The organism is Parafrankia discariae, assembly GCF_000373365.1.
Classification (GTDB): Bacteria; Actinomycetota; Actinomycetes; order Frankiales; family Frankiaceae; genus Parafrankia; species Parafrankia discariae.
The window spans coordinates 77,244-101,124 of record NZ_KB891192.1; the positions used below are offsets into that span (position 1 = coordinate 77,244).

Below are 23,881 nucleotides of genomic sequence, written 5' to 3' on the forward strand. Positions count from 1 at the left end.
CCGGCATGGGTAGCACCGACCTCGTCTTCCTGATCCTCGGCCTCGGTAATGGCGCCGTCTACGCGGCGCTCGGACTCGGCCTGGTCCTCACCTACCGCAGCTCGGGTGTGGTCAATTTCGCCACCGGTGCGGTCGCCCTCTACACCGCCTACACCTATGCCTTCCTGCGGCAGGGGAAACTGCTCAACCCGATCCCCGGCCTGACCGCGACCGTCGATCTCGGGATCGACGGGATGGGCTTCCCGGCGGCGTTCGCCCTCTCGCTGGTGGTCGCCGCGGTGCTGGGAGCGCTGCTCTACGCGGCTGTCTTCCGCCCGATGCGGGCGGCGCCCACCGTCGCGAAGGCCGTCGCGTCGATCGGCGTGATGATCGTCATGCAGGCCCTGCTCGCCGTCCAGGTGGGCACGACCGCGGTCTCGGTGGCGGCCATCCTGCCGACGCGCATCTACACAGTCGCCGGGCAGCGGGTGCCCGGCGACCGGCTCTGGTTCGCCGGCATCATCGTCGTGATGGCGGTCGTGCTGACCCTGTGGTTCCGGCTCACCCGGTTCGGCCTGGCCACCCGCGCGGCGGCCGAGTCCGAGAAGGGTGCCCTGGTCACCGGGCTGTCGCCGCAGCGCATCGCGCTGGTCAACTGGGCTCTGAGCACCATGATCGCCGGGGTCGGCGGCATCCTCATCGCGCCCATCGTCCCGCTGACCCCGGTGTCCTACACCCTGTTCATCGTCCCCGCGCTGGCGACGGCGCTCGTCGGGAACTTCACCAGGATCGGTACGGCGGTCACGGCCGGGCTCGTCATCGGCATGCTGCAGTCGGAGGCCACGAACCTGCAGACCAAGAGCTGGCTGCCGTCGTCCGGCCTCGCCGAGCTCGTCCCGCTCGCCGTCATCCTGATCTTCCTGGTCTTCCGGGGGCAGACCCTGCCCTCGCGCGGTTCGATCGTGCAGCAGACCCTCGGCCGGGCGCCGCGGCCGAGGTCGATGGTGCTGCCCGGGGTGACCATCGCCGCGGTGGGGTTCGTCGCGCTGGCGGCGACGCACGGTTCGCACCGGGCGGCGATCATCACCACGATCGTCCTGGCGATCATCGCGTTGTCCCAGGTGGTCGTCACCGGCTTCAGCGGCCAGATCTCGCTGGCGCAGCTGACCCTGGCCGGCGTCGGCGCGTTCGCCCTGACCCGCGTCCAGCACCAGCTGCACGTGCCGTTCCCGGTCGCGCCGCTGCTCGCCGCCGTCTTCGCGACGATCGTGGGGGTGGTGGTCGGCCTGCCGGCGCTGCGGATCCGCGGCCTGCCGGTGGCGGTCACCACGCTCGCGCTCGCGGTGGTGCTCGAGAAGCTGTGGTTCACCAACAAGGACCTCAACGGCGGGTTCAACGGCTCGCCGATCGACGACCCGAGCATCTTCGGCGTCAATCTCGGGATCGGCGCCGGCGCCGGCTACCCACGCCTCACGTTCGGCCTGTTCTGCCTGGTCGTCCTGCTGCTGGTGGCCGGCGGCGTGGTGCTGCTGCGCCGCAGCCGGCTGGGGGCGGCGATGCTGGCGGTGCGCGCCAACGAACGATCGGCCGCCGCCTCGGGCATCTCCGTGTCGCAGGTGAAGCTCGTCGCCTTCGCCATCGGCGGGTTCCTCGCCGGGCTGGGCGGCGCCATGCTGGCCTACCAGCAGACTGTGGCGGACTCGAGTTCGTACACCGCGATGGGCTGCGTCGCGCTGTTCGCCACCGCCTACCTGGCCGGTGTCACGTCGGTGTCCGGCGGCATCAACGCCGGGCTCATCGGCGCGGGCGGCATCATCTTCACCCTGGTCGACAAGGGCCTGCCGCTGGGTGTCTACGTCCTGCTGGTCGGGCTGCCCGTCCTCGCGATCGTCGCCGAGACCCGGCCGAAGCTGATCCCGGCGCTGTCCGGCGTGCTCGGGGTGCTGACCCTGGCGGCCTTCCTCCTCCACCGCGACTCGGTGGCCCTGGGCGATTACTACACGACCGTCAGCGGCGTCCTGCTGGTGCTCACCGTCATCCTCAACCCGGAGGGCATCGTCGGGCCGGTGCACGACCATCTGGGCGCGCTGCGCACCAGGCTCGGTCGCCGGTCGCCGGTCGCCCTCCCCACGCCGTCGGGGGACGCGGCGGCCGGGGGCGCGGCGGCCGCCGCCTTCGAGCTGTCGGTGCGCCGCGGCCCCCACGAGGTCACCGCGGGCCCGCTGCTGCGGGTCAGCGGCGTCGGCGTGCGCTACGGGGCCGTCGTCGCGAACCAGGACGTGAGTTTCGACGTCAACCGCGGCGAGATCATCGGCCTCATCGGCCCGAACGGTGCCGGCAAGACGACCCTGATCGACGCGATCAGCGGGTATGCCGACGCGACCGGGTCGATCGAGTTCCTCGGCCGCCGGCTCGACGGGCTCAGACCCCACCAGCGGAGTCGGCGCGGCCTGGGCCGGACCTTCCAGGGCATCGAGCTGTACGACGACCTCAGCGCCCGGGAGAACGTCCAGACGGGCACGATGGCGGACCGTTCGTCGGGCGACGGCGCCACGCCGTCGCACGTCGACATCGACCGCCTGTTCGCCATCCTGCATCTCGAAACGGTGGCCGACGCCCCGGTGCGAGAGCTGTCCGTCGGACAGCGTCAGCTGGTCTCCGTCGCCCGCGCGCTGGCCGGGCGCCCGGCGATCGTGCTGCTGGACGAGCCGGCCGCCGGGCTGGACACGACCGAGAGCCGCTGGCTGGGCGAGCGGCTGCGGGCCATCCGCGACGCCGGCGTCACCATCGTCATGGTCGACCACGACATGGGCCTCGTCCTGGACGTGTGCGACCGGATCGTGGTGCTCAACCTCGGGGAGGTGGTCGTAGTCGGCACACCGGCGGAGATCCAGCGCGACCCGGAGGTCACCCGTGCCTACCTGGGCACGACCCACGCGCACACAGAACACGGGCACGCGGAGCACGGACACACGGGGCAGGAACAGGCAGAGCAGGGGCACGCGGAGCGCGTGCACGCGGAGGAGGTGCGATGACCGCCGCCTTGCGGTGCGCCGGGACGAACGCCGGCTACACGGCCGGCCGGCCGGTCGTGCGCGGCGCCGACCTCACGCTCGAGGCCGGTGAGGTGCTCGCGCTGATCGGACCGAACGGGGCGGGCAAGACCACCCTGCTGATGACGATCGCCGGCCTGCTGCCGCCGCTGGCGGGGCATGTCGAGATCGGCGGGGTGGCGGTGAAGCCCGGCTCGGCGCGCTCCGCGGTGAACGCGGGGCTGGTGCTCGTGCCGGACGACCGCTCGCTGTTCAAGGGCCTCACCACCCACGAGAACCTGAAGCTGGCCGCCCGCCGCGGCGGCACGACGGTCGACCAGGTCCTCGACCACTTTCCCGGCCTGCGGCCCCGGATGAAGGTGGCGGCCGGGAACCTCTCCGGCGGCGAGCAGCAGATGCTGGCGATCGGCCGGGCGCTGATGCAGGACCCGAAGGTGCTGCTCATCGACGAGCTCAGCATGGGACTCGCCCCGGTGATCGTCGAGTCTCTCCTGCCGGTCATCCGGTGGGTGGCGGACGAGTCCGGCGTCGCCTGCATCCTCGTGGAGCAGCACGTGGCGCTCGCCCTCGCTGTCTCCGACACGGCGATCGTCCTCTCGCACGGCGACGTCGTGCTCCGGGGGGACGCCAAGGAGCTCGCGGCCGACGAGAGCCGGATCGAGCGCGCCTACCTGGGCCAGGCCAGCTGACCCGGAACGCCCAGGCGACGCCGAAGGGGTGCTGACGCTGCCAGCGTCAGCACCCCTTCGGCGTCGGATCTACTCAGCGGACTTCTTGCGCGTCTCGAAGGCCCGGGTCAGCGCCCGGTGCTCGTCCGACGTCAACAGGATGGTGTTGGCGAAGCGGTCGAAGTCGCGCGCCGTCTGCCGGTCGACGCTCGCGGCGATGTCGACGGCCGCCTTCGCCACGCCCGCCGCCTCCGAGGGCAGCCTGGCCAGCTTGCGGGCGAAGGCGCCCACCCGCTCGGAGAACTCCTCGGCCGGGTAGACGGCGTGCACGAGCCCGATGTTCAGGGCGTGGTGGGCGTCGACCTCCTCCCCGAACGCGAGCCACTTGCCCCAGTGCGGGCCGACCAGCCTGGTCACCCGGCTGACGCCGCCGGAGCCCGGGATGACGGCGAGCGCGGGCAGCTCGGGCAGGGAGAACCTCGCGGCGGTGGACGCCAGCCGGAAGTCACAGGACGCGGCCAGTTCGAGGCCGACGCCCAGGCACGGCGCGTGCGCGGCCAGGACGACGGGCTTCTCGACCGCCTCCAGCTCGTCGAAGACCAGGTGCAGCCGCCGGTACTCGTGGCGTAGCCGCCGGGGGCTGAAGCTGCCGTCCGCGGCGTAGCCGCGCTTGCCACCGGCGCCGCTCTGGCGGATGTCGATGCCGGCCGTGAAGTAGCGGCCCTCCGCCGCGATCACGAGCACCTTGAGGTCGTCGCGGTCACCCAGATCGGTCGCGGCCTGACGCAACGCCTCGATCATCTCGGGGCTGACCGCGTTGAGCTTCTCGTCGCGCGTGAGGGTGAGCGTCAGGATCCCGTCGGTCTCGGACCGACGGGTCTGGCTGACGTCGGCCATGACGGCTCCCGCTTGTCGTAGGAAAGGCGTTCCCGTGATGCCGGCCGTCACCGGCCGAGCCACACCGGGGGGCGCTTCTCGGCGAAGGCGGTCGCGCCCTCGCGGGCATCCTCGGAGGCGAACACCGGGGCGCACAACTCGGCCTGCCGCTGCCAGCCCTCCTCGGTCGTCCAGTCGGCCTGCGCCCGGGCGATCCGCTTGGTCGTCGCCACCGCCAACGGCCCGTTGGCGGCGATCTTGGCCGCGAGCTCGAGCGCCCCGGCCAGCGCGCCGCCCTCCGGCACGACCCGGTTGACCAGCCCCAGCGCCGCCGCCCGCCCGGCCGTCACCGGTTCACCGGTCAGCAGGAGCTCCAGGGCGGCCGAGAAGGCGATCCGGCGCGGCAGCAGCATCGCCGCGCCGCCGCCGGCCACCAGCGCCCGCTTGACCTCGGGTACGCCGAACTTGCTCGTCTCCGCGGCCACGACCAGGTCGCACGCCAGCAACAGCTCGAAGCCGCCGGCCAGGGCCCAGCCCTCCACCGCGGCGATCAGCGGCTTGTGCGGCGGCGTGATGGTGATGCCGCCGAAACCGCGGCCCTTGATGTTGGGGGTCTCACCGTGCAGGAACGCCTTGAGGTCCATGCCGGCGCAGAACGAGCCGCCGGCCCCGGTGAGCACGCCCACCCGCAGCTCGGGGTCGCCGTCCAGCTCGTCGGCTGCCGCCGCGATTCCTCGCGCGGCCTCGGCGTCGAGCGCGTTCCGGGCCTCCGGACGGTTGATCGTGATGACCAGGACGGCGCCCTGCCGCTCGACCAGCACCGAGTCTGCCATGCCGTCTCCTCGTTCTCGCGGTCCAAGTTCTCGTAGTGCAGCTCGCGTAGTCGAAGCTCTCGCGCTCGAAGCTCTCGCGTTGCGGGCGGCGCCGTCAGTCCGCGACGCGGATGACGACCTTGGCGGTCGGCGCCCGGTCGGCGACACGCTGCAGGGCGACGGCCACGTCGCCGAGGTCGTGCACCTCGGAGACGAGCGGCCGCATCCCCTGCGCCACCAGTTTCGCCAGCCCCTCGCGCGCCCGCGCCGTCTCCTCGGGCAGCCGCACCGACCACGTGCGCAGTTCGATCCCACGCACCGTGATGTTCTTCAGCAGGACGAGGTTCAGCGGGATCCGCGGGATCTCGCCGCCCGCGAACCCCACGACGACGAAGCGGCCGCCCCAGCGGATCGCGCGCAGCGCCGGCTCGGCCCACCGGTCGCCGACCGGGTCGACGACGAGGTCGGCGCCGCCGTCGGTGATCTCCTTGATCCGGAGCTTGAGGTCCTCCGTCGTGTAGTCGATGCACGCCTCGGCACCGAGCTCCTCGCAGACCGCCAGCCGCTCGGGTGACGAGGCCGCGGCGATGACGCGGGCACCGAGCCTGACGGCGATGTCGACCGCCGCGGAACCCACGCCGCCGGCGGCCCCCAGGACGACGACCCACTGCTCGGGCGCCAGCTCTCCGATCGTGACCAGGCAGTGGTACGCGGTCAGGTAGGTCACCCGGAAGGCCGCCGCCTCGACCATCGACAACCCGGGCGGGATCAGTGAGACCGCGGTCGCCGGCGCCAGCACCTGCTCGGCCATCGCGCCGGAGAACACCGAGCCGTGAACGGGATCACCCACAGCGAGACCGGTGACGCCCTCCCCCACCGCCGCCACCCGGCCGGCGAACTCGGAGCCGGGGGTGAAGGGCAGCGGGGCCGACACCTGGTAGCGATCCGCGATCAGCAGCAGATCGGGGAAGTTCAGCGCGGCCGCGGCCACGTCGACGACGACGTGGCCCGCCGTCACCTCCGGAGCGGGGACGTCACGGAGGACGACGTCGGCCGGACCGCCGTACACCTCGACGCGGGCGGCCCTCACCGCGTCTCCCGACCCGCGCGGCGGGGCCCGCAGGCGGCTCGGGCTCGGATCCTGCCTGGGTTCTCACCGGGTCGCTTGATGATCGAACCTCCGTACGTGGGCCGCGGCCGGGCCGGGACACCACACCCGTCAGACCTACCCTCAATTGTATAACTAAGTTATATTAGATTGCGCTGGACGGCAAGCGCCCGGTACCGGCGCGACCGCCCTCCGCCGGTGCTCCGGTCAGGCGCGGGCGTCACGGCGCAGTGACTCGGGCACCCAGGTGGGCGAACGCTTCTCGATGAAGGCGGAGAAGCCCTCGCGCGACTCGTCCCGCTGCAGGCTGTCGAAGAACGCGATGCGGTCGTGCAGCCCGACGTACTGGTCCAGCACGCGCTTGACGTCACGGCGGGCACCGGGGGCGGTCTGGCAGCACTGGGCGAGCGCCGCGACGGCCTCGTCCAGGAGCTCGTCATGCGGGACGACACGGCTCACCAGGCCCCACTCGAACGCCTCCCGGGCGGTGAACGTGCGACCGGTGAGCATCAGGTCGCGGGTGCGCACCGGCCCGACGAGCCGAACCAGGACCGAGGCGAAGTAGGTGTCCGAGATCCCGCGGAGCAGCTCCGGCACCCGGAAGGTCGCCCGCTCGCTCACCACGGCGACGTCCGCGCACAGCGCGATCATGAGGCCGCCGCCCTGGCAGATCCCGTTCACCGCCGCCACCACCGGCTTGACGCTCTGCCGCAGGACGTCGAAGGGAAGCACGTCGATGGCGCCGGGAACCCCGCCGAGGTGCAGCCAGTGGTCGTCGGCGTTCCTGCCCAGATCGCCGCCGGGGATGAACACGTCGCCGACCCCGGTGATCAGCAGGCCGGCGAGCGTCGGGTCCGCGTCGACCCGCCGGACGGCGTACCGCACGCCGAAGTACATCGCGGGCGTGAGCGCGTTGCGGGCCTCGGGACGGTCCACGACCAGGTGTCCGAACGGCTCGTGCCGCTCGAGTCTCAGGTACGGGGTGCCGAGCCAGTCGCCGTCGGGTGGGCGGGGCATGTCGGATCAGTCCCCCACGATCTTCAGCGTCTCCTGGACCAGTCCCGGCAGCGCGGACACCATCCGCGCCAGCGCGCCGTTCACCTCCCGGCCGGTCCTGGCCGCCCGCTTCAGCAGCAGCCCGGTCGCCGCCGCCTCCTTGTAGCGCGTCAGGGCGTGGAACCAGTCCAGGTCGGCGATCGGCACCCCGCGCCGGCGCTCGTAGGCCCGGATGACCTCGCCGGGCGTGGGGGTGCCGGCCGGCGGACCCGGTTCGGCCGCGGGATGACCGGCGTCATCGGTGAAGAAGGTCAGCCAGGCGAGGTCCACCCGCGGGTCGCCGACGGTCCAGATCTCCCAGTCGATGACCGCCGCGAGCCGGGCACCGTCGCACAGCGTGTTGCCCAGCCGGTAGTCGCCATGGTTGATCACGGGCGGCAGCGCCGCGGGGATCGTCGAAACCAGCGCGCCGGCGGCACGGTCGTAGTCGCCGCGCATGGCGTCGGGGAGGGTCTCGAAGGCACGGAGCCAGCGACCGATCTCCGCCGCCAGGTCCACCACCGGCTCGTCGGCGAGGCCGACGGCCGCCGGCTCGACATCATGCAGGTCGGCCAGGACGCCGGCCGCGTCGAGGAAACGGGCGCGTACCAGCTCGGGGGCGGGCCGGTCCGCGACCGGCCTGAGCACCGGCTCGACGCACTCCCCGGGAACCAGGTTCATCGCCATGTACGGCGGGATCCCGGGCGGCGATCCGGGATCGGAGAACAGGACGTCGGGCGCCAGCTGCCGCCGGCCGTCCCCCGGCCGCCCGTCGCGCAGCCCCCCGTCCTGCAGCCCCCCGCCCTGCAACGCCGCCTGCACGCGCGCCTGCCGCAGCACGTCGCGGTTGCGGACCGGCGCCAGGCCGGGCGGCGCGAGCTTGACCACGATCGGGGACTCCCCCGCCGGCACGCCGGCCACGTCGACGAGGAACGTCAGGCTCGACGTGCCGCCGGTCAGCGGGCGGACCTCACTGACCCGCGCCCCGTCACGCCACCTCGGCAGCCGGTCCGCCAGCCGCCTCGCCAGGTCGGCGGTCAGGGCTGATTCGGCCTGGTGAGCCGTCCCAGCCTGGTGCTCTGCCATGCGTGTCCCATCTCCTCAGCTCGGGTCGGCTAGACCGAGAGCGCGAACCCGCCGGTGACCCGCAGCGTCTCCCCGGTGATGAAGGCCGCCGCGTCGGAGACCAGGTAGAGCAGCGCGTTCACCACGTCCCGCTCCTCGCCCTCGCGCGCCAGGACCTGCTGCGCGAGGACGCGCGCCACCTCGGCCGCGGGCAGCTCGGCCCGCACGGTGTCGGTCAGGATCAGCCCGGGGGCGATCGCGTTGACCCGGACGCCGGCCGTGGCCAGCTCGCGGGCGAACTGCGCGGTGAAGCCGCGCACCGCGAGCTTGGAGACGCCGTAGGCGGTCCGGTTGGCATAGGCCGCCGAGGAGGAGATGTTGACGACGGCGGCGCCCGGCCGCCCGCCCATCGCGTCCTTCGCGGCCAGCGTGCAGATGACGACACCCATCACGTTGACCTCGAACAGCCGGCGGATCCGGCCGGCGCCGAGCTCGGCGGTCGGCTTGTTGAAGGCGGCCGAGTGCAGCCCCGCGTTGTTGACCAGGATGTCCAGCCCGCCGTGCGTGCGGACGATGTCGGCCACCACCTCGCCGACGCGGGCCTCGTCCGTCACGTCACAGGCGACCCCGGTCGCGCTGCCGCCGAGCGCGGTGAGCTCGGCCGCGGCGGCCGCGGCGACGTCACCGTCGATGTCGGCCAGCACGACATGCGCCCCGCGCTCGGTCAGCGCGGCGCCGAACGCCTTGCCGAAGCCGCGGCCGCCCCCCGTTATCAGCGCGACCTTGCCGGTGTGTTCCTTGGCCGGCGTCTCGGCGTCCGGCTTCTCGTCGGGCATGGATCTCCTTCGATCGTCGTCATGCGGCGGTCGGTGGTCGGTGGGTCGCCGGGCCGGAACGGCCGCGGGCGCCGCCGGAGCCCTAAGCGATCACACCCGCGTCGCGCAGCGCCGCCCGCTCCGTCTCGGTCAGCCCGAGCTCGATCAGGATCTCGGTCGAGTGGCTGCGCCAGCCCGACCGGGGACGTTCGACGGCCGGGGACGCGGACAGCCGGGGCGCGGGCGCCGGCTGCGCGACGCCGCCCCACTCGACGAACGTCCCGCGCTCGCGCAGCTCGGGCGAGGCCGCCGCCTCCGCCAGGCTCAGCACCGGCGTCACGCAGGCGTCGACGCCGTCGAACAGCTTCGCCCACTCGTCCCGGGTGCGCGCGGCGAACAACTCCCCCAGGACGCGCTCCTGTTCGGGCCACGTCGACCGGTCGTGCTGCGGCCACCGCGCGGGGTCGAGCCCGAGGTTCTCCAGCAGCAGCCGGTAGAACTGCGGCTCCAGCGCGCCGACGGCGACGAAGCCGTCGTCGGCGGTGCGGTAGGTGCGGTAGAACGGGGCGCCGCCGTCGAGCAGGTTGTCGCCGCGGCGATCGCTCCACAGACCGGCCGCGAGCATCCCGTGCATCATCGCCGTGAGGTTTGCGACGCCGTCGACCATGGCCGCGTCGACCACCTGGCCGCGGCCGGTCGCCGCGCGGTGGTGCAGGGCCGCGAGGACGCCGAGGGCGAGGTAGGAACCGCCGCCGGCGAAGTCGGCCAGCAGGTTGAGCGGCGGCAGCGGCGGCAGCTCGGCCGGTCCGGTCGGGTACAGGCCGCCAGCGAGGCCGGCATAGTTGATGTCGTGCCCGGCCTGTTGCGCGCGCGGGCCCGACTGCCCCCAGCCCGTCGCCCGCCCGTACACCAGGCGAGGGTTGACGGCCAGCAGCTCGTCCGGGCCGAGCCCGAGCCGCTCGGCGACGCCGGGGCGCATTCCCTCCAGGAACACGTCCGCCGTCTCGACCAGCCGCAGCACCACCGAACGACCCGACGGATGCCGGACGTCGACCCCGATGCCACGCTGCCCCCGGGTGCGCGGATCGTCCTCCAGCGGCAGGCCGGTGACGCCACCGGGCCGGTCGGCCCGGTCGATCCGGATCACCCGGGCGCCCAGGTCGGCGAGCAGCATGGCCGCGAACGGGACCGGCCCGAGCGCGCTCAGGCACACGACCGTGACGTCGTCCAGCGCCTGTGTCATGCGTCCCGCCAGACCGGAGCGCGCCGCTCCCGGAAGGCGGCCACGCCCTCGGCCGCGTCGCCGGAGGCGAACACCGGTTCGAACAGCGCCCGCTGCCGCTCGAAACCCTCGCCGACCGGCCAGTCGGCGGACTCCACCGCGACCCGCTTGGACGCCCGCACCGACATCGGCGCGCTGCCGGCGACCACGGCCGCGAGGTCGAGGGCGCCGGCCAGCGCCCCGCCGTCGTCGACCAGCCGGTTCACCAGGCCGAACCGGGCGGCGTGCTCGGCCCCGAGCGGGGCGCCGGTGAGGAGCAGTTCCATGGCGAGCATGTGGGGCAGCCGGCGCGGCAGGCGGAAGGCGCCGCCGCCGCGCGCGGCCAACCCGCGACGGACCTCCGGCAGCCCGAACCGCGCCCCGCGGCCCGCCACCACCAGGTCGCAGGCGAGGACGATCTCGAAGCCGCCGCCCAACGCCCACCCCTCGACCGCCGCGATCAACGGCTTCGCGGGCGGCCGTTCGACCAGCCCGGCGAAGCCGCGCACCGGGTCCGAGGTCTTCTCCCCGGCGGCGAACGCCTTGAGGTCCATGCCCGCGCAGAAGCTCGGGCCGGCACCGTGCAGCACCGCGACCCGCAGCTCCGGAGTCGAGTCGAGCAGGTCGAGGGCGGCCGCGATGCCGCGGGAGACCCCGCCGTTCACGGCGTTGCGCTGGTCGGGACGGTTGATCGTGATCGTGAGGACCCCGTCCTCACGGCGCACCAGGACGTCGTCCGAGGGAGCTGATGCTGGCAGCGGAGGCTCCTTGCTCAGGTTCTCTATAGAGAACATTGTTCTGGCATTAGCATCACCAGGTGCGCCGCACGCCGTCAAGACCGCACCTTCGAGGAGGACGAATGCCGGACCGAGACAGCCGGACCGGCCACGAACTCCACGCCCCCGCCTCGCGGGTACCGGCGATCGAGCGGGCCTTCGGCGTGCTGCTGTCGCTGACCCGGTCCGGGCCGGCGCCGCTGACCGAGATCGTGGCGGCCACCCGGCTCAACAAGAGCACGGCCTTCTACATCCTGCGTTCGCTCGTCGAGCTCGACGCGGTCCGCTACGACCAGCGCGCCCGCACCTACTCCCTCGGCCCGGCGCTCGTGGAGCTCGGCAACGCCGCCAGCCGGCAGTTCGACCTGGTCGCGGTGGCCCGGCGCGACCTGGCCGGGCTGGTCGCCCAGTTCGAGGCCACGGTCGTGCTCTACCGCCGGATCGGCACCGGCGAGGTGTCCATCATCGACCGGTTCGAACGTGACCACGGGGTGCACATCACCGTCGAGCCGGGCGCGCGGCTGCCGATCCAGGGCGGTTCGTTCGGGCGCGCGTTCCTCGCGTTCGACCCGCCGGCGACCGCGGCCGAGGCGCTGGCCGGCGGGCTGGTCCGGTTCACCGAACGCAGCACCACCGACCTGGCCGAGTTCGCCCGCGAGCTCGACGCCGTCCGCGAGCGCGGCTGGGCGGTCGATCACCAGGGCTTCGCCCTCGGCGTGAGCACGGTGGCGGCACCGGTGTTCGACACCGACGGCTCGGTGTCACTGGTCGCGGCGGCCGTCGGCTTCACCAGCCGCTTCACCGACGAGCTGACCGCGGACATCGGCGCCCGGCTGCGGCTGGCCTGCGACCGGATCGGCCGCCCCTTCGCGGCGGTCACCGCCGCCACCGGCCCGGTAGATCAGGCCGACGAGGTCCACGACCTCGACGAGGTCCGCTCACCGCAGGGCTGAGTGACCGAGCAGCGCCTTGCCCAGGTGCAGGATCTGGATCTGGCTGGTGCCCTCCGGGATCGTCGCCTCGCGCGCGTCGCGGAAGTAGCGCTCCACCGGCGACTCCTCCATCAGCCCGGCGCCGCCGTGCACCTGCAGGGCCAGCGTGGCCGCCCGGCCCGCCGACTCCCCGCAGTAGTACTTCGCCATCGAGCACTCGTAGCGACCCGGCTCGCCGGCGTCGATGGCCCGCGCGGCGTTGTACCCCAGCAGCCGTGAGGTCTCGGTGAGCGTGGCGATCTCCACCACCATCTGCTGGATGAGCTGGAAGGCGGCGATCGGCTTGCCGAACTGCTCCCGCTGCCGGCAGAACGCGATCGACGCCTCGAGGCAGGCCTGGGACAGGCCGACCGCGCCCATCGCCATGTTCAGCCGCCCCGCGTTCACCGCCTTCATGCCCAGCGACAGCCCGCCGCCCAGCGTGCCGAGCACGTTGGCCGCGGGAACATAGGTGTCCTGGAAGGACAGCTCGCAGCTGGTCGTCGAGCGAAGCGGCATGTGCGGGATGTCGTGCACGCCGAACTCGGACTCGGCGGCGTCGACCAGCAGCGCCGTCACCCCGTGATCGGTCCCGTCGTGATCGACCACCCGGGCGAACAGGATGCCGAAGTCGCAGCCCAGCGCGTTGGTGATGTAGAGCTTGCTGCCGTTCACCAGGTAGCCGTCGCCGCTGGCGCGCGCGATCGTGCGCAGCGCCCCGGCGTCGGAGCCGGCGCCGGGCTCGGTGAGCCCGAACCAGCCGAAGCGGCTCCCGGCCAGCAGCGGCTGCAGGAACCGCGCCCGCTGGTCCTCGTCGGCCGCGGCGGCCAGCGTCCGGGCGACCATGCCCTGGACGTTCACCGTCGTGCGCAGGGAGCCCCAGCAGCGGCCGGCCTCCTCCATGAGGATCGCCTGCATCATCATCGGCAGCTCGTCGCCGCCGAGCGCCTCGGGCACCCCGCCGCGGACGTAGCCGAAGTCGTAGAGCTGCGGCAGTAGCTCCCACGGGAAGGTGCGCGCCCGCTCGTGCTCCCCGACCTCCGGCGCGACCACCTTGTCGAGGAACGACCGGACCGAGTCGCGCAAGGCGCGTTCCTCGTCACCGAGGAGAACCGTCGACATCATTCACCCCACGCAATAGCCATTAATTAGTTAGCTCATTATACCTATCACGATAAGTTCCGGGAAGCGACGCCGACGCGTACTCCTTGAGCCGCTCGACGTCGGCGAGCCGCCCGCGGTGGGTTCCGGCCAGCGGCAGCCCGTTCAGCGTGGTCACCCCGCTCTCGGCGAACGCAGCCACCCGCTCCCGCACGTACCCGGGCGGCCCGATCAGCGAGACGCCACGCACCAGCCGCTCCGGCACCGCGGCAGCGGCCTGCGCCTTGCGCCCGGCGAGGTAGTGGTCCTGCACCTCGGCGGCCGCCGCCGCGAACCCGTAGCGGCCGGCGAGCTCGTTGTAGAAGTTCCGGCCCCGGGCACCCATGCCGCCGACGTAGAGCGCGAGGTGCTCGCGCACGGCCTGGACGGCGGTCTCGATCTCCACGGCGTCCTCGCTGATCAGCAGCTGGGTGGGCACCACGATGTCGAGCGGCCCCAATGTGCTCGGCCGCCGAGCCCGACCGGCCGCCAGCGCCGCACCGAAGGCGGCCGGCGCGGCCTCGGGGAAGTAGAAGATCGGCTCCCAGCCGTCGCCGATCTCGGCGGCCAGCTCGACGTTCCTCGGTCCCAGCGCGGCGAGCACGATCGGCACCGCGGACCGAACCGGGTGGTTGATCAGCTTCAGCGGCTTCCCCAGACCGCTGCCGCCGTGCGCGGCGTCCAGCGGCAGGTGGTAATGCCGGCCCTCGTAGCGCAGCGGCTCGCGCCGCCAGACCGCCCGGCAGATCTCGACGACCTCGCGGGTGCGCCCGAGCGGGGCGTCGTAGCGCACGCCGTGGAACCCCTCGACCACCTGTGGCCCCGACGCGCCCAGGCCGAGCACGAAGCGGCCGTCGGAGACGTAGTCCAGCCCGGCCGCCGTCATGGCCAGCAGGGCCGGGGTGCGCGAGTAGACGTTCAGGATGCTGGTGGCCAGCAGCACCGTCGAGGTCCTGGCCGCCAGGTAGCCCAGCTGGCTCACCGAGTCGAAGCTGTAGGCCTCCGGGAGCATGACCAGGTCGAGCCCGGCCGCCTCGAAGTCGCGCAGGTCCGCGACGGTCTCGGTGAAGCCGCCGGAGTACTTCAGCGGCATCCCGACCCTCACGGCGCCTCGATGACCACTGCGCCGCCCTGGCCGCCCGCGGCGCACATCGCCGCCACCGCGATCCCGCCGCCGCGCCGGCGCAGGTGGTGCGTCAGCGTGGTCAGCATCCGCGCCCCGGAGGCGGCGACCGGATGCCCGAGGCTGCAGCCGCTGCCGTACTGGTTGACCAGATCGTCCGGGACCCCCAGGAGGCGGCAGGCGGCGATCGGGACCGAGGCGAAGGCCTCGTTGATCTCCCAGGCGTCCACGTCGGCCACCCCGAGCCCGGCCCGCTCCAGCACCCGCGGGATGACCTCCACCCCGGCCATCCCGGTGCGGTGCGGGGCCACGCCGAGGGCCGTCCAGGCCCGCACCCGGGCCAGCGGGGTGAGGCCTCGCTCCCGGGCGAGGTCGTCGCTGACGATCATCAGGGCCGCGGCGGCGTCGTTCACGCCGCTCGCGTTCCCCGCGGTGATGCCGAAGCCCTCGATCTCGGGGCGCAGCGGCTTCAGCGTGGCCAGCTTCTCCAGCGTCGAGCCCCGCCGCGGGTGCTCGTCGACGGCGAAGCGGATCTTCTCCCCCGCCGCGACGACGTCGATCGGGACGATCTCGTCGTCGAAGACGCCGGCGTCGATCGCGGCGATCGCCCGGTCGTGGGAGCGCTTGGCCCAGGCGTCCAGCTCCGCGCGGGTGATGCCCACCTCCAGCGCGGTGTTCCAGCCGACGGCGAGGGTCACGTCGTCGGTGGCGCCCTCGTAGTAGGGAAAGGTGGGGTTGAACCCGGCGCGCGGCTCGTCCGATCCGGGCACCCGCCACGACAGCCTGGGGTTCATCGACGAGGAGTGGGTGCCGCCGGCGACGACCGCGCGGTCCATCCCGGCCCGGATCGTCGCCGCCGCGTTGCCGACCGCCGCGAGGCTCGCCGCGCAGTGGCGGTTCACGGCCTGGCCCGGCGCCGCCGTCAGCCCGGCCGCGAAGGCGGCGTACCTGGCGATGTCGCCGCCGCCGGCCAGCTCCTCGGCGAGGATGACGTCGTCGACGTCCTCGGGCGCCAGCCCCGAGCGGTCCACCGCGGCCCGGACGACCACCGTGGCCAGCTCCTCGGCCGGGGTGTCCCGCAGCGTCCCCTTGAACGACGTCGCGATGGGCGTGCGCACCGCACTGACGATCACGGCGTGGGCCATGGCTGTACCTCTCCTCGATGAACGGTGGGCTTGCCCGGCGCCGGGCCTGTCAGGCGCCGAGGTCGGTGAGCAGGTCGGTCAGCCACGTGACCGCCCGGGCCGCCGCCGGCCGGGTCCCGAGGGCGTCGATCCGCGGCCCGCTCAGCTCGCAGTCGAAGACGCCCTGGTAGCCGGCCTCGAGCAGCCAGCCCACGAGGCTCGCCAGAGGTACGTCGCCGTCGCCGGGCACGGCCCGGCAGGGCAGCGTCCGGTCGCCGAGGACCATGTCGCTGAGCTGCACATGCACGACGGCGTCGGCGTTCGCGGCGATCTCCGCCCGCAGTCCGCCTTCGGTCCAGACGTGGAACAGGTCCAGGCACACGCCCATCCCGGCCCGGCGGGCGAGCCGCAGCGCGTCGCGGAACGAATGGACGAACGTGAGGTCGGCGTACAGCCAGTTCGCCGGCTCGACCGCGAGGGTCACCCCGCGCCCGGCGGCGTGCTCGACGAGTTCGGTGACGGCATCCGCGTAGGCCGCGGCCCCCGCGTCCCAGTCCGCGCCCGGACGGGGTCCGGTCAGCCCGTACACCGTGCCCGCCCCGACGGCGGCGGCGTTGTCGACGTCCACCCGCGCCTCGCGCAGCTGTGCGGCGACGGCCCCGGCGCCGGACCGCAGATCAAGGCCCAGCGCCGCCGTCGTGGTCACCACGCGCACGCCGTGCCGGCGGCTCGCCGCGGCGACGGCCTCGGCGCCGGCCGCGCGTACTTTCGCCCCGGTCAGCGAGGCGTTCGTGACCCCGAGCGCCGCGACGGCCTCCAGGGTGTCGAGCGCGGACAGCTCCGGGAAGCACAGGCCGCTCACCGACACCCGCGGGTGCGGACTCACCGCTGCGCCGACAACGACTCGACCGGCGAGGACTCGACCAGTGCGGGCCCGGGCGGGCTCGTGGCGCCGTCGAGCAGGCCGAGGCTCGCGAGCGCGTAGCGCCGGCCTCGGCGCCCGCTGACCAGGTACGACGGCGGCGCGAGGTAGGCGACGTCGCGCGGCAGCGAGTCACCGCGACGAGCCAGTGCCGCGCGGCCGTCGGCCGTCGTCCCGCAGATCGCGATCTGCTCGACCATGTCGTCCGTGACCGCCGCGGCCATGGCGTCGCTGTCGCGGCGCGCGAACGCCGCGCGGATCGCCTCGACCTGCGGGACCCAGCCGTGATGGGCGACGTACGCGTCGTAGGTCTTGACGGTCAGATAGAACGCGATCATGCGCCGGGCGTCGGTGACCGCGCGCCCGGGGTCGTCGTCGTCGATCGCGGTGATCACCCAGCCGTGCTCGAGCGCCGGGGTGTCCCGCGCGGCGTCGGCCGCGCCCCGCGCCATCGCCGGCCGTACCACGTCCTCCCACCAGGTACGGGTGAACAGCCCGTGCCCGACGACCCCGTCGGCCACCCGCGCGGCGCTCGCCGCCATCAGCCGGTTGAACCCGGCGAGCAGGATCGGGGCGTCGATCCGGCCGAGGACGGGGGCGCCGACCGACGCGTTGACCCGGTAGAACTCGCCGTCGTAGGTCACCGGCTGGCCGTTCTCGGCGTGCAGCCACGCCCGGATCGCCCCGACCAGGTCCGCCATCCGCGCCACCGGGCGGTCGGCCTCGACGCCGAACCAGTCCCGGTTGATGCGGTAGGCCCCCGAGCCGAGACCGAGGAACACCCGCCCGGGAGCGTGCGCCCACGCGCTGCGGATCCCCGCCGCGTGGGCGTACGGCGTGCGCGCGAACGCGTACGCGATGGCCGGGCCGACCAGCGCCCGCTCGGTGCCGAGCGCCATCTCGGTCAGCGACGCGTAGGCCTCGTGGTCCACGAACTCGCCGCTGCAGAACGCCGTCATGCCGGCCTGCTCGGCGGCCCGCGCGGCCTCCGCCCCGCGCCACGGCATGCCGTAGCGCCGGCCCGCCGGTTCGACCGCGGCACCGATCCCGCCCGCGGCACCGATCCCGCTCGCGGTCAACGCTTGTCCCTCGGCAGTCCCAGCGCCCGCTCGGCGACGATCGTCTTCAGTACCTCGTTCGCGCCGCCCGCGATCGTGTAGGCGCGGGCGTAGAGGAAGGCGTCCTGCCACCAGCCGTCCGCCCAGGGGGCGTCCTCGTCCACACCGATGCCGCCGATGCCCTGCAGGGCGACGCCGGTCTCGGCCGCCTCCAGGTTGACCTCGCTGTAGAACACCTTGGCCAGCGGCGCGTCCGCGGGGTCCTCGGTGCGGTTGACCATGCGCGACTGCACCACCTTGCTCATCTTGTCGGCCACGTGGACGCGGGTAGCGAGCCGGCCGAGCCGCTGGCGGGTGCCGCCGTCCGCCAGCGCGGGCCGGCCGCCGACGGTGGCCTGCCCGGCGAGCGCGAACAGGTCGTCGAGCTGGCCGAACAGCTCGACCCCGCGGGCGCCCACGCCGCTGCGCTCGTGGCCGAGGCTCAGGTTGGCGACCCGCCAGCCGTCGTCGACCCGGCCGATCACCCGCTCGACCGGGATCCGCACGCCGTCGAGGAACACCTCGTTGAAGTCGTTGGTGCCGGTGATCTCGCGCAGCGGGCGGATGTCGACGCCCGGGCTGCGCATGTCCATCGCGAACGCCGTGACGCCGGCCTGCTTGGGGCCGTCCGTGCTCGTGCGCGCCAGCAGGTAGCCCAGGTCGGCGTGGTGGCCGTTCGTGGTCCACACCTTCTGCCCGTCGACCACGTAGTGGTCACCATCGAGGCGGGCCCGGGTGGACAGGGCGGCCAGGTCGCTGCCCGCGCCCGGCTCGCTGAACAGCTGGCACCACAGGTCCTCGGCGGTCCGGATCCGCGGCAGGAAGCGCCGCTTCTGCTCCTCGCTGCCGAACCCGAGCAGGGCTCCGGCCGCGAGCGCCGCGGCGCCGACCTCGCCCCAGGTGCGGGCCCGCGCAAGCTCCTCCGCGACGATGAACCCGTACTCCGGGCGGGCCCCCGGCCGGCCGCCGTACTCGACGGGCCAGGCCTGGCCCAGGTAGCCGGCGGCGTAGAGCCGGCCGATCCAGGCCCGCAGGCGGGGCATCTCCTCCGGTTCGGGCGCGCGGACCCCCGTGCGCCGGCGCGGTCCCGGGCCGTGCTCGGCGATGAACGCGCGAACCTCGGCCCGGAACTCCACCAGGTCCGGACTGGTCTCCAAGCGCATGGAGTCTCCTCAAACGTCGGTCAGCGCGGCGGCATCGCCGGGTCGTGCGGAAGTCCGAGCACCTGCTCGGCGAGCGTGTTGAGCTGGATCTCGCGGGTACCGGCACCGATCGTGGACGCCCTGGTCCGCAGGAATCCCTGCAGCCAGCGCCCACCCTGCACCGACCCGGGCTCGGTCTTCAGCAGCAGGCCGGCGGGCCCGAGCAGGTCGACCGCGAGCTCGTGGATCTCCTGCTCGAACTCCGTGATCAGCAGCCGGGACACCGACGACGTCGGGCCCGGCTCACCCTTGGCCAGGATGTCGGAGATGACCCGCTGGGCGTTGTACCGCATGACCCGCACCCGGATCTCCAGGTCCGCGAACCGGTCCCGGACGACCGCGTCCCCCAGCAGGCCCCGTTCCCGCGCGAGCTGCTCGAGCTCGGTGAGCACCCGCCGGTAGAGCGCGGCCTGGTTCATCGCCCCGGCGGCCCGTTCATGCCCGAGGCTCGTCCGGGCAAGCGCCCAGCCCTCGTTCTCGGCACCGACCCGGTCGGCGACCGGCACCCGGACATCGTCGAAGAACACCTCGGCGAACAGGTACCCGCCGGTCAGGTCGCGCAGCGGCCGCACCTGCACGCCGGGCGCGTGCGTGTCCACGATCAGGTAGCTGATGCCGCGCTGGCGGCTCTGCTGCGTCCCGGTCCGGACCAGCGTGAAGATGATGTCGGCGGTCGTCGCGTGCGACGTCCAGACCTTCTGGCCGTTGACGACATACTCGTCGCCCTGCCGGCGGGCGGTGGTGCGCAGGCTCGGCAGGTCCGAGCCGGCGCCGGGTTCGGAGTACCCCTGCACCCAGATCCGGTCGCCGCGCAGCATCGGCGCGAGCCAGCGTTCCTTCTGTTCCTGCGTGCCGTACCGGATGATCGTCGGGGCGGCGATGTTGAGGCCGGTGCCGAGCGGTCCGGGCACCCGCGCGCGGGCCAGCTCCTCCTGGTAGATCACCTGCCGTCCGAACGACAGATCCATCCCGCCGAACTCGCGCGGCCAGCTGGGGCCGGCGTAGCCGTGGTCGAACAGGGTCGCCAGCCAGGCCCTCGTCCAGGCGACCCGCTCGTCCGGCTTCTTCGGCGGGCGCCCGGGATGCCGGGTCACCAGGAAGTCTCGCAGCCGGCCGCGGAACCCCTCGTCGCTGTCCGGCCCGGTGTCGGTCTCGGTCGACGGGCCGGTGGCCGTCTCGCCGGTGGTCTCGGTCGCGGGGGCGGTGGTCGTCTCGGCGGCGGTTGCGGCGGCGGACCGGTCGGACCGGTCGGAGCCTGCTGGCGTCATGGTCACCGTTCAGATCCCGACCAGGTCCGCGAGCCGCTCGCGCTGCGCCCGCGGTGCCCCGAAGAACAGCTCGGAGGACTTCGCCCGCCGCAGGAAGAGGTGCGCGTCGTGCTCCCAGGTGAACCCGATGCCGCCGTGGATCTGGATGCACTCCTTGGCGGCGAGGGTGAACGCCCGCGACGCGTACGCCGACGCGACCGCCGCGGCGACCGTCCCCTCCGGGTCGTCGGCGGCCAGTGCGGCGTTGGCGTGGTAGACCGCCGAGCGGGCGCTCTCGACCTCGACGAGCAGGGCGGCGCACTTGTGCTTGATCGCCTGGAACGAGCCGATCGGCCGGCCGAACTGCTCCCGTACCTTCGCGTAGTCGACGGCGAGCTCGAGACACCGCGCCGCGCCGCCGATCTGTTCCGACGCCAGGGCCGCGAGTGCCCGGTCGTGGACCTCGCCCAGCCACGCCGTCGCGTCCCGGCCCGCGCCGACCCGGACCGCGGGCGCCTCCCGCAGGACGACCGAGGCGAGGTCCCGGGTGGGGTCGAGGCTGTCGAGCCGGGCGCGCACGACCCCGGGGTCCGCCCCCTCGACCGCGAACACCCCTGTCCCGTCCGCGGCCCGCGCCACGACCAGGAGCAGGTCGGCGCTGTGGCCGTCGAGGACGTAGTACTTCGGGCCGGAGACCAGCCACTGCCCGCCGCGCGGCTCGGCGCTCGTCGCCGGGTCGGTCAGCTCCCACGACCCCGACTCGCCGGCGACCGCCAGCGTCGCGGTCAGCGAGCCGGCCGCGATCCCGGGCAGCCACCGCTGCTGCGCCTCCTGGTCCTCGGACGTCGCCAGGGTCTGACCCGCCAGCACGGCGGTGCTCAGGTAGGGGGCCACGAACAGCGCCCGGCCCATCTCCTCCAGCACGATCCCGACCTCGACCTCGCCGAAGCCGGAGCCGCCGTACCGCTCGGGCAGGCCGAGGCCCACCAGGCCGAGCTCCTCGGCCAGCCGGGTCCAGACGTCGTCGTCGCGGTTGGCGGTCGAGTCCATCAGGCGCCGGACCGCGGCCGCCGGCGACCGCTCCGCCAGGAAATCGCGCACGGCCCGCCGCAACTGCTCGTGCTCGGCGGTGAAGCTGAGCCTCATGAGCCTCCCTCCCCTCTACCCTCTGGCGCAATATAACTATTTTAGTTTAATTGTTCAACTGTAAGCTGCGGTCGCGGGGCTCGACGGACAACGGAAGAGGGCGGTACGGCGATGGAGATCAAGGGCGCAGTGGCTTTCGTGGCCGGCGGCGGGGGCGGCTTCGGGGCCGCCACGTCACGGCGACTGCACGCGGCGGGCGCGAAGGTCCTCGTCGCCGACCTCGACGAGGACAAGGGCCGCGCGGTCGTCGAGGAACTCGGCGCGGGCGCGGCCTTCGCACGCACCGACGTGACCGACGAGGCCTCCGTCCAGGCGGCCCTCGACCAGGCCACCGGGCTCGGCCCACTGCGCATCGCCGTCGTCGCCCACGGCGGGCCGGGCGGCCAGCGCACCCTCGACAGGTCGAACGCCCCGGCGCCGCAGGGGTCGTTCACCCGCGTACTCGACATCTTCCTGGCGGCCACCTACAACATCGACCGGCTGGCGGCGGCGGCGATCGCCCGCTCGGAGCCGCTCGAGCACGGCGAGCGGGGCGTCATCATCAACACCGCCTCGATCGCGGCGTTCGACGGCACCATCGGCCAGGCGGGGTACAGCGCGGCCAAGGGCGGCATCGTCTCGATGACGCTGCCGCTCGCGCGCGACCTCGCCCCCGCCGGAATCCGGGTCGTCACCATCGCGCCCGGCACCTTCCTGACCCCGGCCTTCCGCAACGCCGACCCGGAGCAGCTCGACGCCTACTGGGGCGCGGCCGTGCCCTTCCCGAAGCGCATGGGACGCGCGGAGGAATACGCCCAGCTCGCCCAGCAGATCGCCGAGAACGTCTACCTCAACGGCGAGACGATCCGCCTGGACGGCGCCCTCCGCTTCACGCCCAAGGGCGCTTCCTGACCGTCCCCGAGCGGACGAGCGGGCCAGCCGCCGGGCATGCCCGGTATCGCGGCTGGCCCGCCACCGCCCGCTAGCGCGCCCAGACGACCGGCACCGTGTCGGGGCCGGAGCTGCGGCCGAGCTCGGTGATGACGGCATCGTCCGCGAGGCGGTAGTCGGGGATCCGCTTGTGCCACTCCTCCAGCGCGATCGCCAGCTCGTGGCGCGCGAGGTGCGAGCCCAGGCAGCGGTGCGGGCCGGCGCCGAAGGCGATGTGGTTGTTCGGCTTGCGGTCGATGAGCACCTCCGCGGGGCTGGCGAAGGCGGAACCGTCGCGCGTCGCCGCCTTGATGGGCAGCTGCACCATCGATCCGGCCGCGATCGGGCAGCCGGCGACCTCGATGTCCTTGGTGACCTTGCGCGCCGGGATGGTGAACGCGTAGGCCCGCAGGATCTCCTCGATGGCCGACGGGATCAGCGCCGGGTCCGCCACGATCCGCGCCCGGTCCTCGGGATGGGTCGCCAGGTGGTAGAGCGAGTAGCCGAGCGCGGCCGCGACGGTGTCCAGACCCGCCATGAACATGAAGAAGCAGTAGGAGAGGACCTCGTCGTCGGTCACCGGCCGGCCGTCGACCTTGAAGGCGATCGCGTGGCTCACCAGATCGTCCCCGGGCCTGCGCCGGCGATCGGCGATGACCGAGCCGAAGTACTCGTACACCGCCGCCATCGCCGTCGTCCGGTTGTGGGCGATCTCCTCCGGCGTCGAGCCGTTCGAGTGCAGGATGTTGGCTTCCCAGGCCATGAACCGGTCGAGGTCGCCGACCGGGAGCCCCATCAGCTCGAGGAAGATCGTCGTCGGGTAGTGGAACGAGAAGTCGGTGATCACGTCACAGGACCCGCGGTCGGCGAACGACTCGATGAGCCCGACCGCCCGCGACCGGATCCGGTCGTCGAGCCCGTCGATCGCCCGCGGCGAGAAGTACGGGCCGAGCTGCCGCCGCCACTGCCGGTGCTCGTCGCCGCCGAGCATGTGCGGGATCCAGCGGTAGCTGGGATCCGGCTCCATGACCGTGACCGCCTGGGTCGAGAAGGTGTCGGTGTCCTGGTAGGCGCTGAGGATGTCCTCGTACCGGGTGAGCACGTAGTAGCCGTTGGCGAAGGTGTTGCGCACCACCGGCGCCTCGGCGCGCAGCTGGTCGAAGAAGGCGGTCCACTCTCCGACCGGACGCTGTTCGTGGGGTGAGTAGGTCACGGCCGGGCACCGGCTCGGCGCCGGGTCGGTAACAGACATGCGGACTCCCTCCGTCGCTGGGTGATGGCGATCCGGTTGGTGGGCGGCCAGGCTGCGGCCGCCGAAGGACGCGGTCATCGCCGGGTCGCGGTCATCGCCGGGTCATTGCGCCGTGATGGCCCGTTCGGGGCAGGAGGCCGCGGCCTCGCGCGCCGTGTCCTCGCCCCCCGCCGGCACCTCGAACCCGGGGCGCAACGCGTAGCCGCTGTCGTCGATCTGGAACAGGTCCGGATCGGTCCCGTAGCAACGCGCATGGCCGGAGCACTTGTCCATATCGATAGTCACCCGCACCGAACCTCT

The 23,881-nt window shown here is 73.3% G+C and carries 22 protein-coding genes; 4 read left to right on the plus strand and 18 right to left on the minus strand.

Features of this window, described 5'->3' with window-relative positions:
• Nucleotides 1-5: 5 nt before the first annotated feature.
• Both B056_RS0110590 and B056_RS0110595 read left to right on the plus strand, forming a co-directional pair.
• Complete coding sequence (locus B056_RS0110590) at nucleotides 6-3,014, plus strand: branched-chain amino acid ABC transporter permease/ATP-binding protein (protein ID WP_018501840.1); 3,009 nt, start codon at nucleotides 6-8, stop codon at nucleotides 3,012-3,014.
• Nucleotides 3,011-3,721, plus strand: coding sequence for an ABC transporter ATP-binding protein (locus B056_RS0110595; protein ID WP_020572432.1), 711 nt, complete (start codon nucleotides 3,011-3,013; stop codon nucleotides 3,719-3,721). The genes B056_RS0110590 and B056_RS0110595 overlap by 4 nt, the downstream gene beginning before the upstream one ends.
• A 69-nt stretch (nucleotides 3,722-3,790) precedes the next feature.
• Here B056_RS0110595 and B056_RS0110600 read toward each other — a convergent pair whose 3' ends face one another.
• The 8 genes from B056_RS0110600 to B056_RS0110635 form a co-directional block, all read right to left on the minus strand.
• Nucleotides 3,791-4,597: an enoyl-CoA hydratase/isomerase family protein gene (locus B056_RS0110600; protein ID WP_018501842.1), complete on the minus strand. Its 807-nt coding sequence runs from the start codon at nucleotides 4,595-4,597 to the stop codon at nucleotides 3,791-3,793.
• Between the two features lie 47 nt (nucleotides 4,598-4,644).
• Entirely contained in the window at nucleotides 4,645-5,409 is a 765-nt protein-coding gene (locus B056_RS0110605; RefSeq protein WP_018501843.1) for a crotonase/enoyl-CoA hydratase family protein, read from the minus strand.
• A 94-nt stretch (nucleotides 5,410-5,503) separates the two neighbouring features.
• Nucleotides 5,504-6,478, minus strand: a complete 975-nt coding sequence (locus B056_RS0110610; RefSeq protein ID WP_018501844.1) for an NADPH:quinone oxidoreductase family protein — start codon at nucleotides 6,476-6,478, stop codon at nucleotides 5,504-5,506.
• 225 nt (nucleotides 6,479-6,703) lie between these two features.
• Nucleotides 6,704-7,513, minus strand: a complete 810-nt coding sequence (locus B056_RS0110615) for an enoyl-CoA hydratase/isomerase family protein (protein ID WP_018501845.1) — start codon at nucleotides 7,511-7,513, stop codon at nucleotides 6,704-6,706.
• 6 nt (nucleotides 7,514-7,519) lie between these two features.
• Nucleotides 7,520-8,617, minus strand: coding sequence for a phosphotransferase family protein (locus B056_RS0110620; protein ID WP_018501846.1), 1,098 nt, complete (start codon nucleotides 8,615-8,617; stop codon nucleotides 7,520-7,522).
• Nucleotides 8,618-8,646: 29 nt separating this feature from the next.
• Nucleotides 8,647-9,432, minus strand: a complete 786-nt coding sequence (locus B056_RS0110625; protein ID WP_018501847.1) for an SDR family NAD(P)-dependent oxidoreductase — start codon at nucleotides 9,430-9,432, stop codon at nucleotides 8,647-8,649.
• An 82-nt stretch (nucleotides 9,433-9,514) separates the two neighbouring features.
• Nucleotides 9,515-10,654 carry a CaiB/BaiF CoA transferase family protein gene (locus B056_RS0110630; protein ID WP_018501848.1) on the minus strand — a complete coding sequence of 380 codons (1,140 nt, stop codon included), beginning with the start codon at nucleotides 10,652-10,654 and terminating at the stop codon, nucleotides 9,515-9,517.
• Nucleotides 10,651-11,466: a crotonase/enoyl-CoA hydratase family protein gene (locus B056_RS0110635; RefSeq protein WP_051105589.1), complete on the minus strand. Its 816-nt coding sequence runs from the start codon at nucleotides 11,464-11,466 to the stop codon at nucleotides 10,651-10,653. Before B056_RS0110635 ends, B056_RS0110630 begins: the two co-directional genes overlap by 4 nt.
• A gap of 65 nt (nucleotides 11,467-11,531) precedes the next feature.
• Here B056_RS0110635 and B056_RS0110640 point away from each other — a divergent pair, with 65 nt between their 5' ends.
• On the plus strand, nucleotides 11,532-12,401 hold the full coding sequence (locus B056_RS0110640; RefSeq protein WP_018501850.1) for an IclR family transcriptional regulator: 870 nt from the start codon (nucleotides 11,532-11,534) through the stop codon (nucleotides 12,399-12,401).
• Here the strand turns inward: B056_RS0110640 and B056_RS0110645 are convergent.
• The 8 genes from B056_RS0110645 to B056_RS0110680 form a co-directional block, all read right to left on the minus strand.
• Entirely contained in the window at nucleotides 12,387-13,544 is a 1,158-nt protein-coding gene (locus tag B056_RS0110645) for an acyl-CoA dehydrogenase family protein (RefSeq protein WP_018501851.1), read from the minus strand. The genes B056_RS0110640 and B056_RS0110645 overlap by 15 nt on opposite strands.
• 19 nt (nucleotides 13,545-13,563) lie before the next feature.
• Nucleotides 13,564-14,664: an LLM class F420-dependent oxidoreductase gene (locus B056_RS0110650; RefSeq protein WP_026239543.1), complete on the minus strand. Its 1,101-nt coding sequence runs from the start codon at nucleotides 14,662-14,664 to the stop codon at nucleotides 13,564-13,566.
• Nucleotides 14,661-15,827: a thiolase family protein gene (locus tag B056_RS0110655; RefSeq protein ID WP_018501853.1), complete on the minus strand. Its 1,167-nt coding sequence runs from the start codon at nucleotides 15,825-15,827 to the stop codon at nucleotides 14,661-14,663. Before B056_RS0110655 ends, B056_RS0110650 begins: the two co-directional genes overlap by 4 nt.
• 49 nt (nucleotides 15,828-15,876) lie before the next feature.
• Complete coding sequence (locus B056_RS36070; protein WP_051105590.1) at nucleotides 15,877-16,692, minus strand: sugar phosphate isomerase/epimerase family protein; 816 nt, start codon at nucleotides 16,690-16,692, stop codon at nucleotides 15,877-15,879.
• Complete coding sequence (locus tag B056_RS0110665; protein ID WP_035751214.1) at nucleotides 16,689-17,735, minus strand: LLM class flavin-dependent oxidoreductase; 1,047 nt, start codon at nucleotides 17,733-17,735, stop codon at nucleotides 16,689-16,691. Before B056_RS0110665 ends, B056_RS36070 begins: the two co-directional genes overlap by 4 nt.
• Before the next feature lie 68 nt (nucleotides 17,736-17,803).
• Nucleotides 17,804-18,988 carry an acyl-CoA dehydrogenase family protein gene (locus tag B056_RS0110670; protein ID WP_018501856.1) on the minus strand — a complete coding sequence of 395 codons (1,185 nt, stop codon included), beginning with the start codon at nucleotides 18,986-18,988 and terminating at the stop codon, nucleotides 17,804-17,806.
• Between the two features lie 20 nt (nucleotides 18,989-19,008).
• Complete coding sequence (locus tag B056_RS0110675) at nucleotides 19,009-20,301, minus strand: acyl-CoA dehydrogenase family protein (RefSeq protein ID WP_020572434.1); 1,293 nt, start codon at nucleotides 20,299-20,301, stop codon at nucleotides 19,009-19,011.
• Nucleotides 20,302-20,304: 3 nt separating this feature from the next.
• Nucleotides 20,305-21,420: an acyl-CoA dehydrogenase family protein gene (locus B056_RS0110680; protein ID WP_018501858.1), complete on the minus strand. Its 1,116-nt coding sequence runs from the start codon at nucleotides 21,418-21,420 to the stop codon at nucleotides 20,305-20,307.
• A 111-nt stretch (nucleotides 21,421-21,531) separates the two neighbouring features.
• Here B056_RS0110680 and B056_RS0110685 point away from each other — a divergent pair, with 111 nt between their 5' ends.
• Nucleotides 21,532-22,311 (plus strand): SDR family NAD(P)-dependent oxidoreductase, encoded by a 780-nt coding sequence (locus B056_RS0110685; RefSeq protein WP_018501859.1) that lies wholly within the window; start codon nucleotides 21,532-21,534, stop codon nucleotides 22,309-22,311.
• Nucleotides 22,312-22,381: 70 nt separating this feature from the next.
• Here B056_RS0110685 and B056_RS0110690 read toward each other — a convergent pair whose 3' ends face one another.
• Together B056_RS0110690 and B056_RS0110695 are read right to left on the minus strand one after the other, a co-directional pair.
• A complete protein-coding gene (locus tag B056_RS0110690; RefSeq protein ID WP_026239546.1) occupies nucleotides 22,382-23,581 on the minus strand; it encodes a cytochrome P450 in 1,200 nt (399 codons plus the stop codon).
• Between the two features lie 102 nt (nucleotides 23,582-23,683).
• Nucleotides 23,684-23,866 carry a ferredoxin gene (locus B056_RS0110695; RefSeq protein WP_326828225.1) on the minus strand — a complete coding sequence of 61 codons (183 nt, stop codon included), beginning with the start codon at nucleotides 23,864-23,866 and terminating at the stop codon, nucleotides 23,684-23,686.
• Nucleotides 23,867-23,881: the final 15 nt, after the last annotated feature.

Excerpts from the sequence above, each read along its gene's own strand:
- B056_RS0110590 (WP_018501840.1), top strand. The coding sequence starts at position 6 with ATGGGTAGCACCGACCTCGTCTTCCTGATCCTCGGCCTCGGTAATGGC.
- B056_RS0110595 (WP_020572432.1), top strand. The coding sequence starts at position 3,011 with ATGACCGCCGCCTTGCGGTGCGCCGGGACGAACGCCGGCTACACGGCC.
- B056_RS0110600 (WP_018501842.1), bottom strand. The coding sequence starts at position 4,597 with ATGGCCGACGTCAGCCAGACCCGTCGGTCCGAGACCGACGGGATCCTG.
- B056_RS0110605 (WP_018501843.1), bottom strand. The coding sequence starts at position 5,409 with ATGGCAGACTCGGTGCTGGTCGAGCGGCAGGGCGCCGTCCTGGTCATC.
- B056_RS0110615 (WP_018501845.1), bottom strand. The coding sequence starts at position 7,513 with ATGCCCCGCCCACCCGACGGCGACTGGCTCGGCACCCCGTACCTGAGA.
- B056_RS0110620 (WP_018501846.1), bottom strand. The coding sequence starts at position 8,617 with ATGGCAGAGCACCAGGCTGGGACGGCTCACCAGGCCGAATCAGCCCTG.
- B056_RS0110625 (WP_018501847.1), bottom strand. The coding sequence starts at position 9,432 with ATGCCCGACGAGAAGCCGGACGCCGAGACGCCGGCCAAGGAACACACC.
- B056_RS0110630 (WP_018501848.1), bottom strand. The coding sequence starts at position 10,654 with ATGACACAGGCGCTGGACGACGTCACGGTCGTGTGCCTGAGCGCGCTC.
- B056_RS0110635 (WP_051105589.1), bottom strand. The coding sequence starts at position 11,466 with ATGTTCTCTATAGAGAACCTGAGCAAGGAGCCTCCGCTGCCAGCATCA.
- B056_RS0110640 (WP_018501850.1), top strand. The coding sequence starts at position 11,532 with ATGCCGGACCGAGACAGCCGGACCGGCCACGAACTCCACGCCCCCGCC.
- B056_RS0110645 (WP_018501851.1), bottom strand. The coding sequence starts at position 13,544 with ATGATGTCGACGGTTCTCCTCGGTGACGAGGAACGCGCCTTGCGCGAC.
- B056_RS0110655 (WP_018501853.1), bottom strand. The coding sequence starts at position 15,827 with ATGGCCCACGCCGTGATCGTCAGTGCGGTGCGCACGCCCATCGCGACG.
- B056_RS0110665 (WP_035751214.1), bottom strand. The coding sequence starts at position 17,735 with ATGCCGTGGCGCGGGGCGGAGGCCGCGCGGGCCGCCGAGCAGGCCGGC.
- B056_RS0110670 (WP_018501856.1), bottom strand. The coding sequence starts at position 18,988 with ATGCGCTTGGAGACCAGTCCGGACCTGGTGGAGTTCCGGGCCGAGGTT.
- B056_RS0110680 (WP_018501858.1), bottom strand. The coding sequence starts at position 21,420 with ATGAGGCTCAGCTTCACCGCCGAGCACGAGCAGTTGCGGCGGGCCGTG.
- B056_RS0110685 (WP_018501859.1), top strand. The coding sequence starts at position 21,532 with ATGGAGATCAAGGGCGCAGTGGCTTTCGTGGCCGGCGGCGGGGGCGGC.
- B056_RS0110690 (WP_026239546.1), bottom strand. The coding sequence starts at position 23,581 with ATGTCTGTTACCGACCCGGCGCCGAGCCGGTGCCCGGCCGTGACCTAC.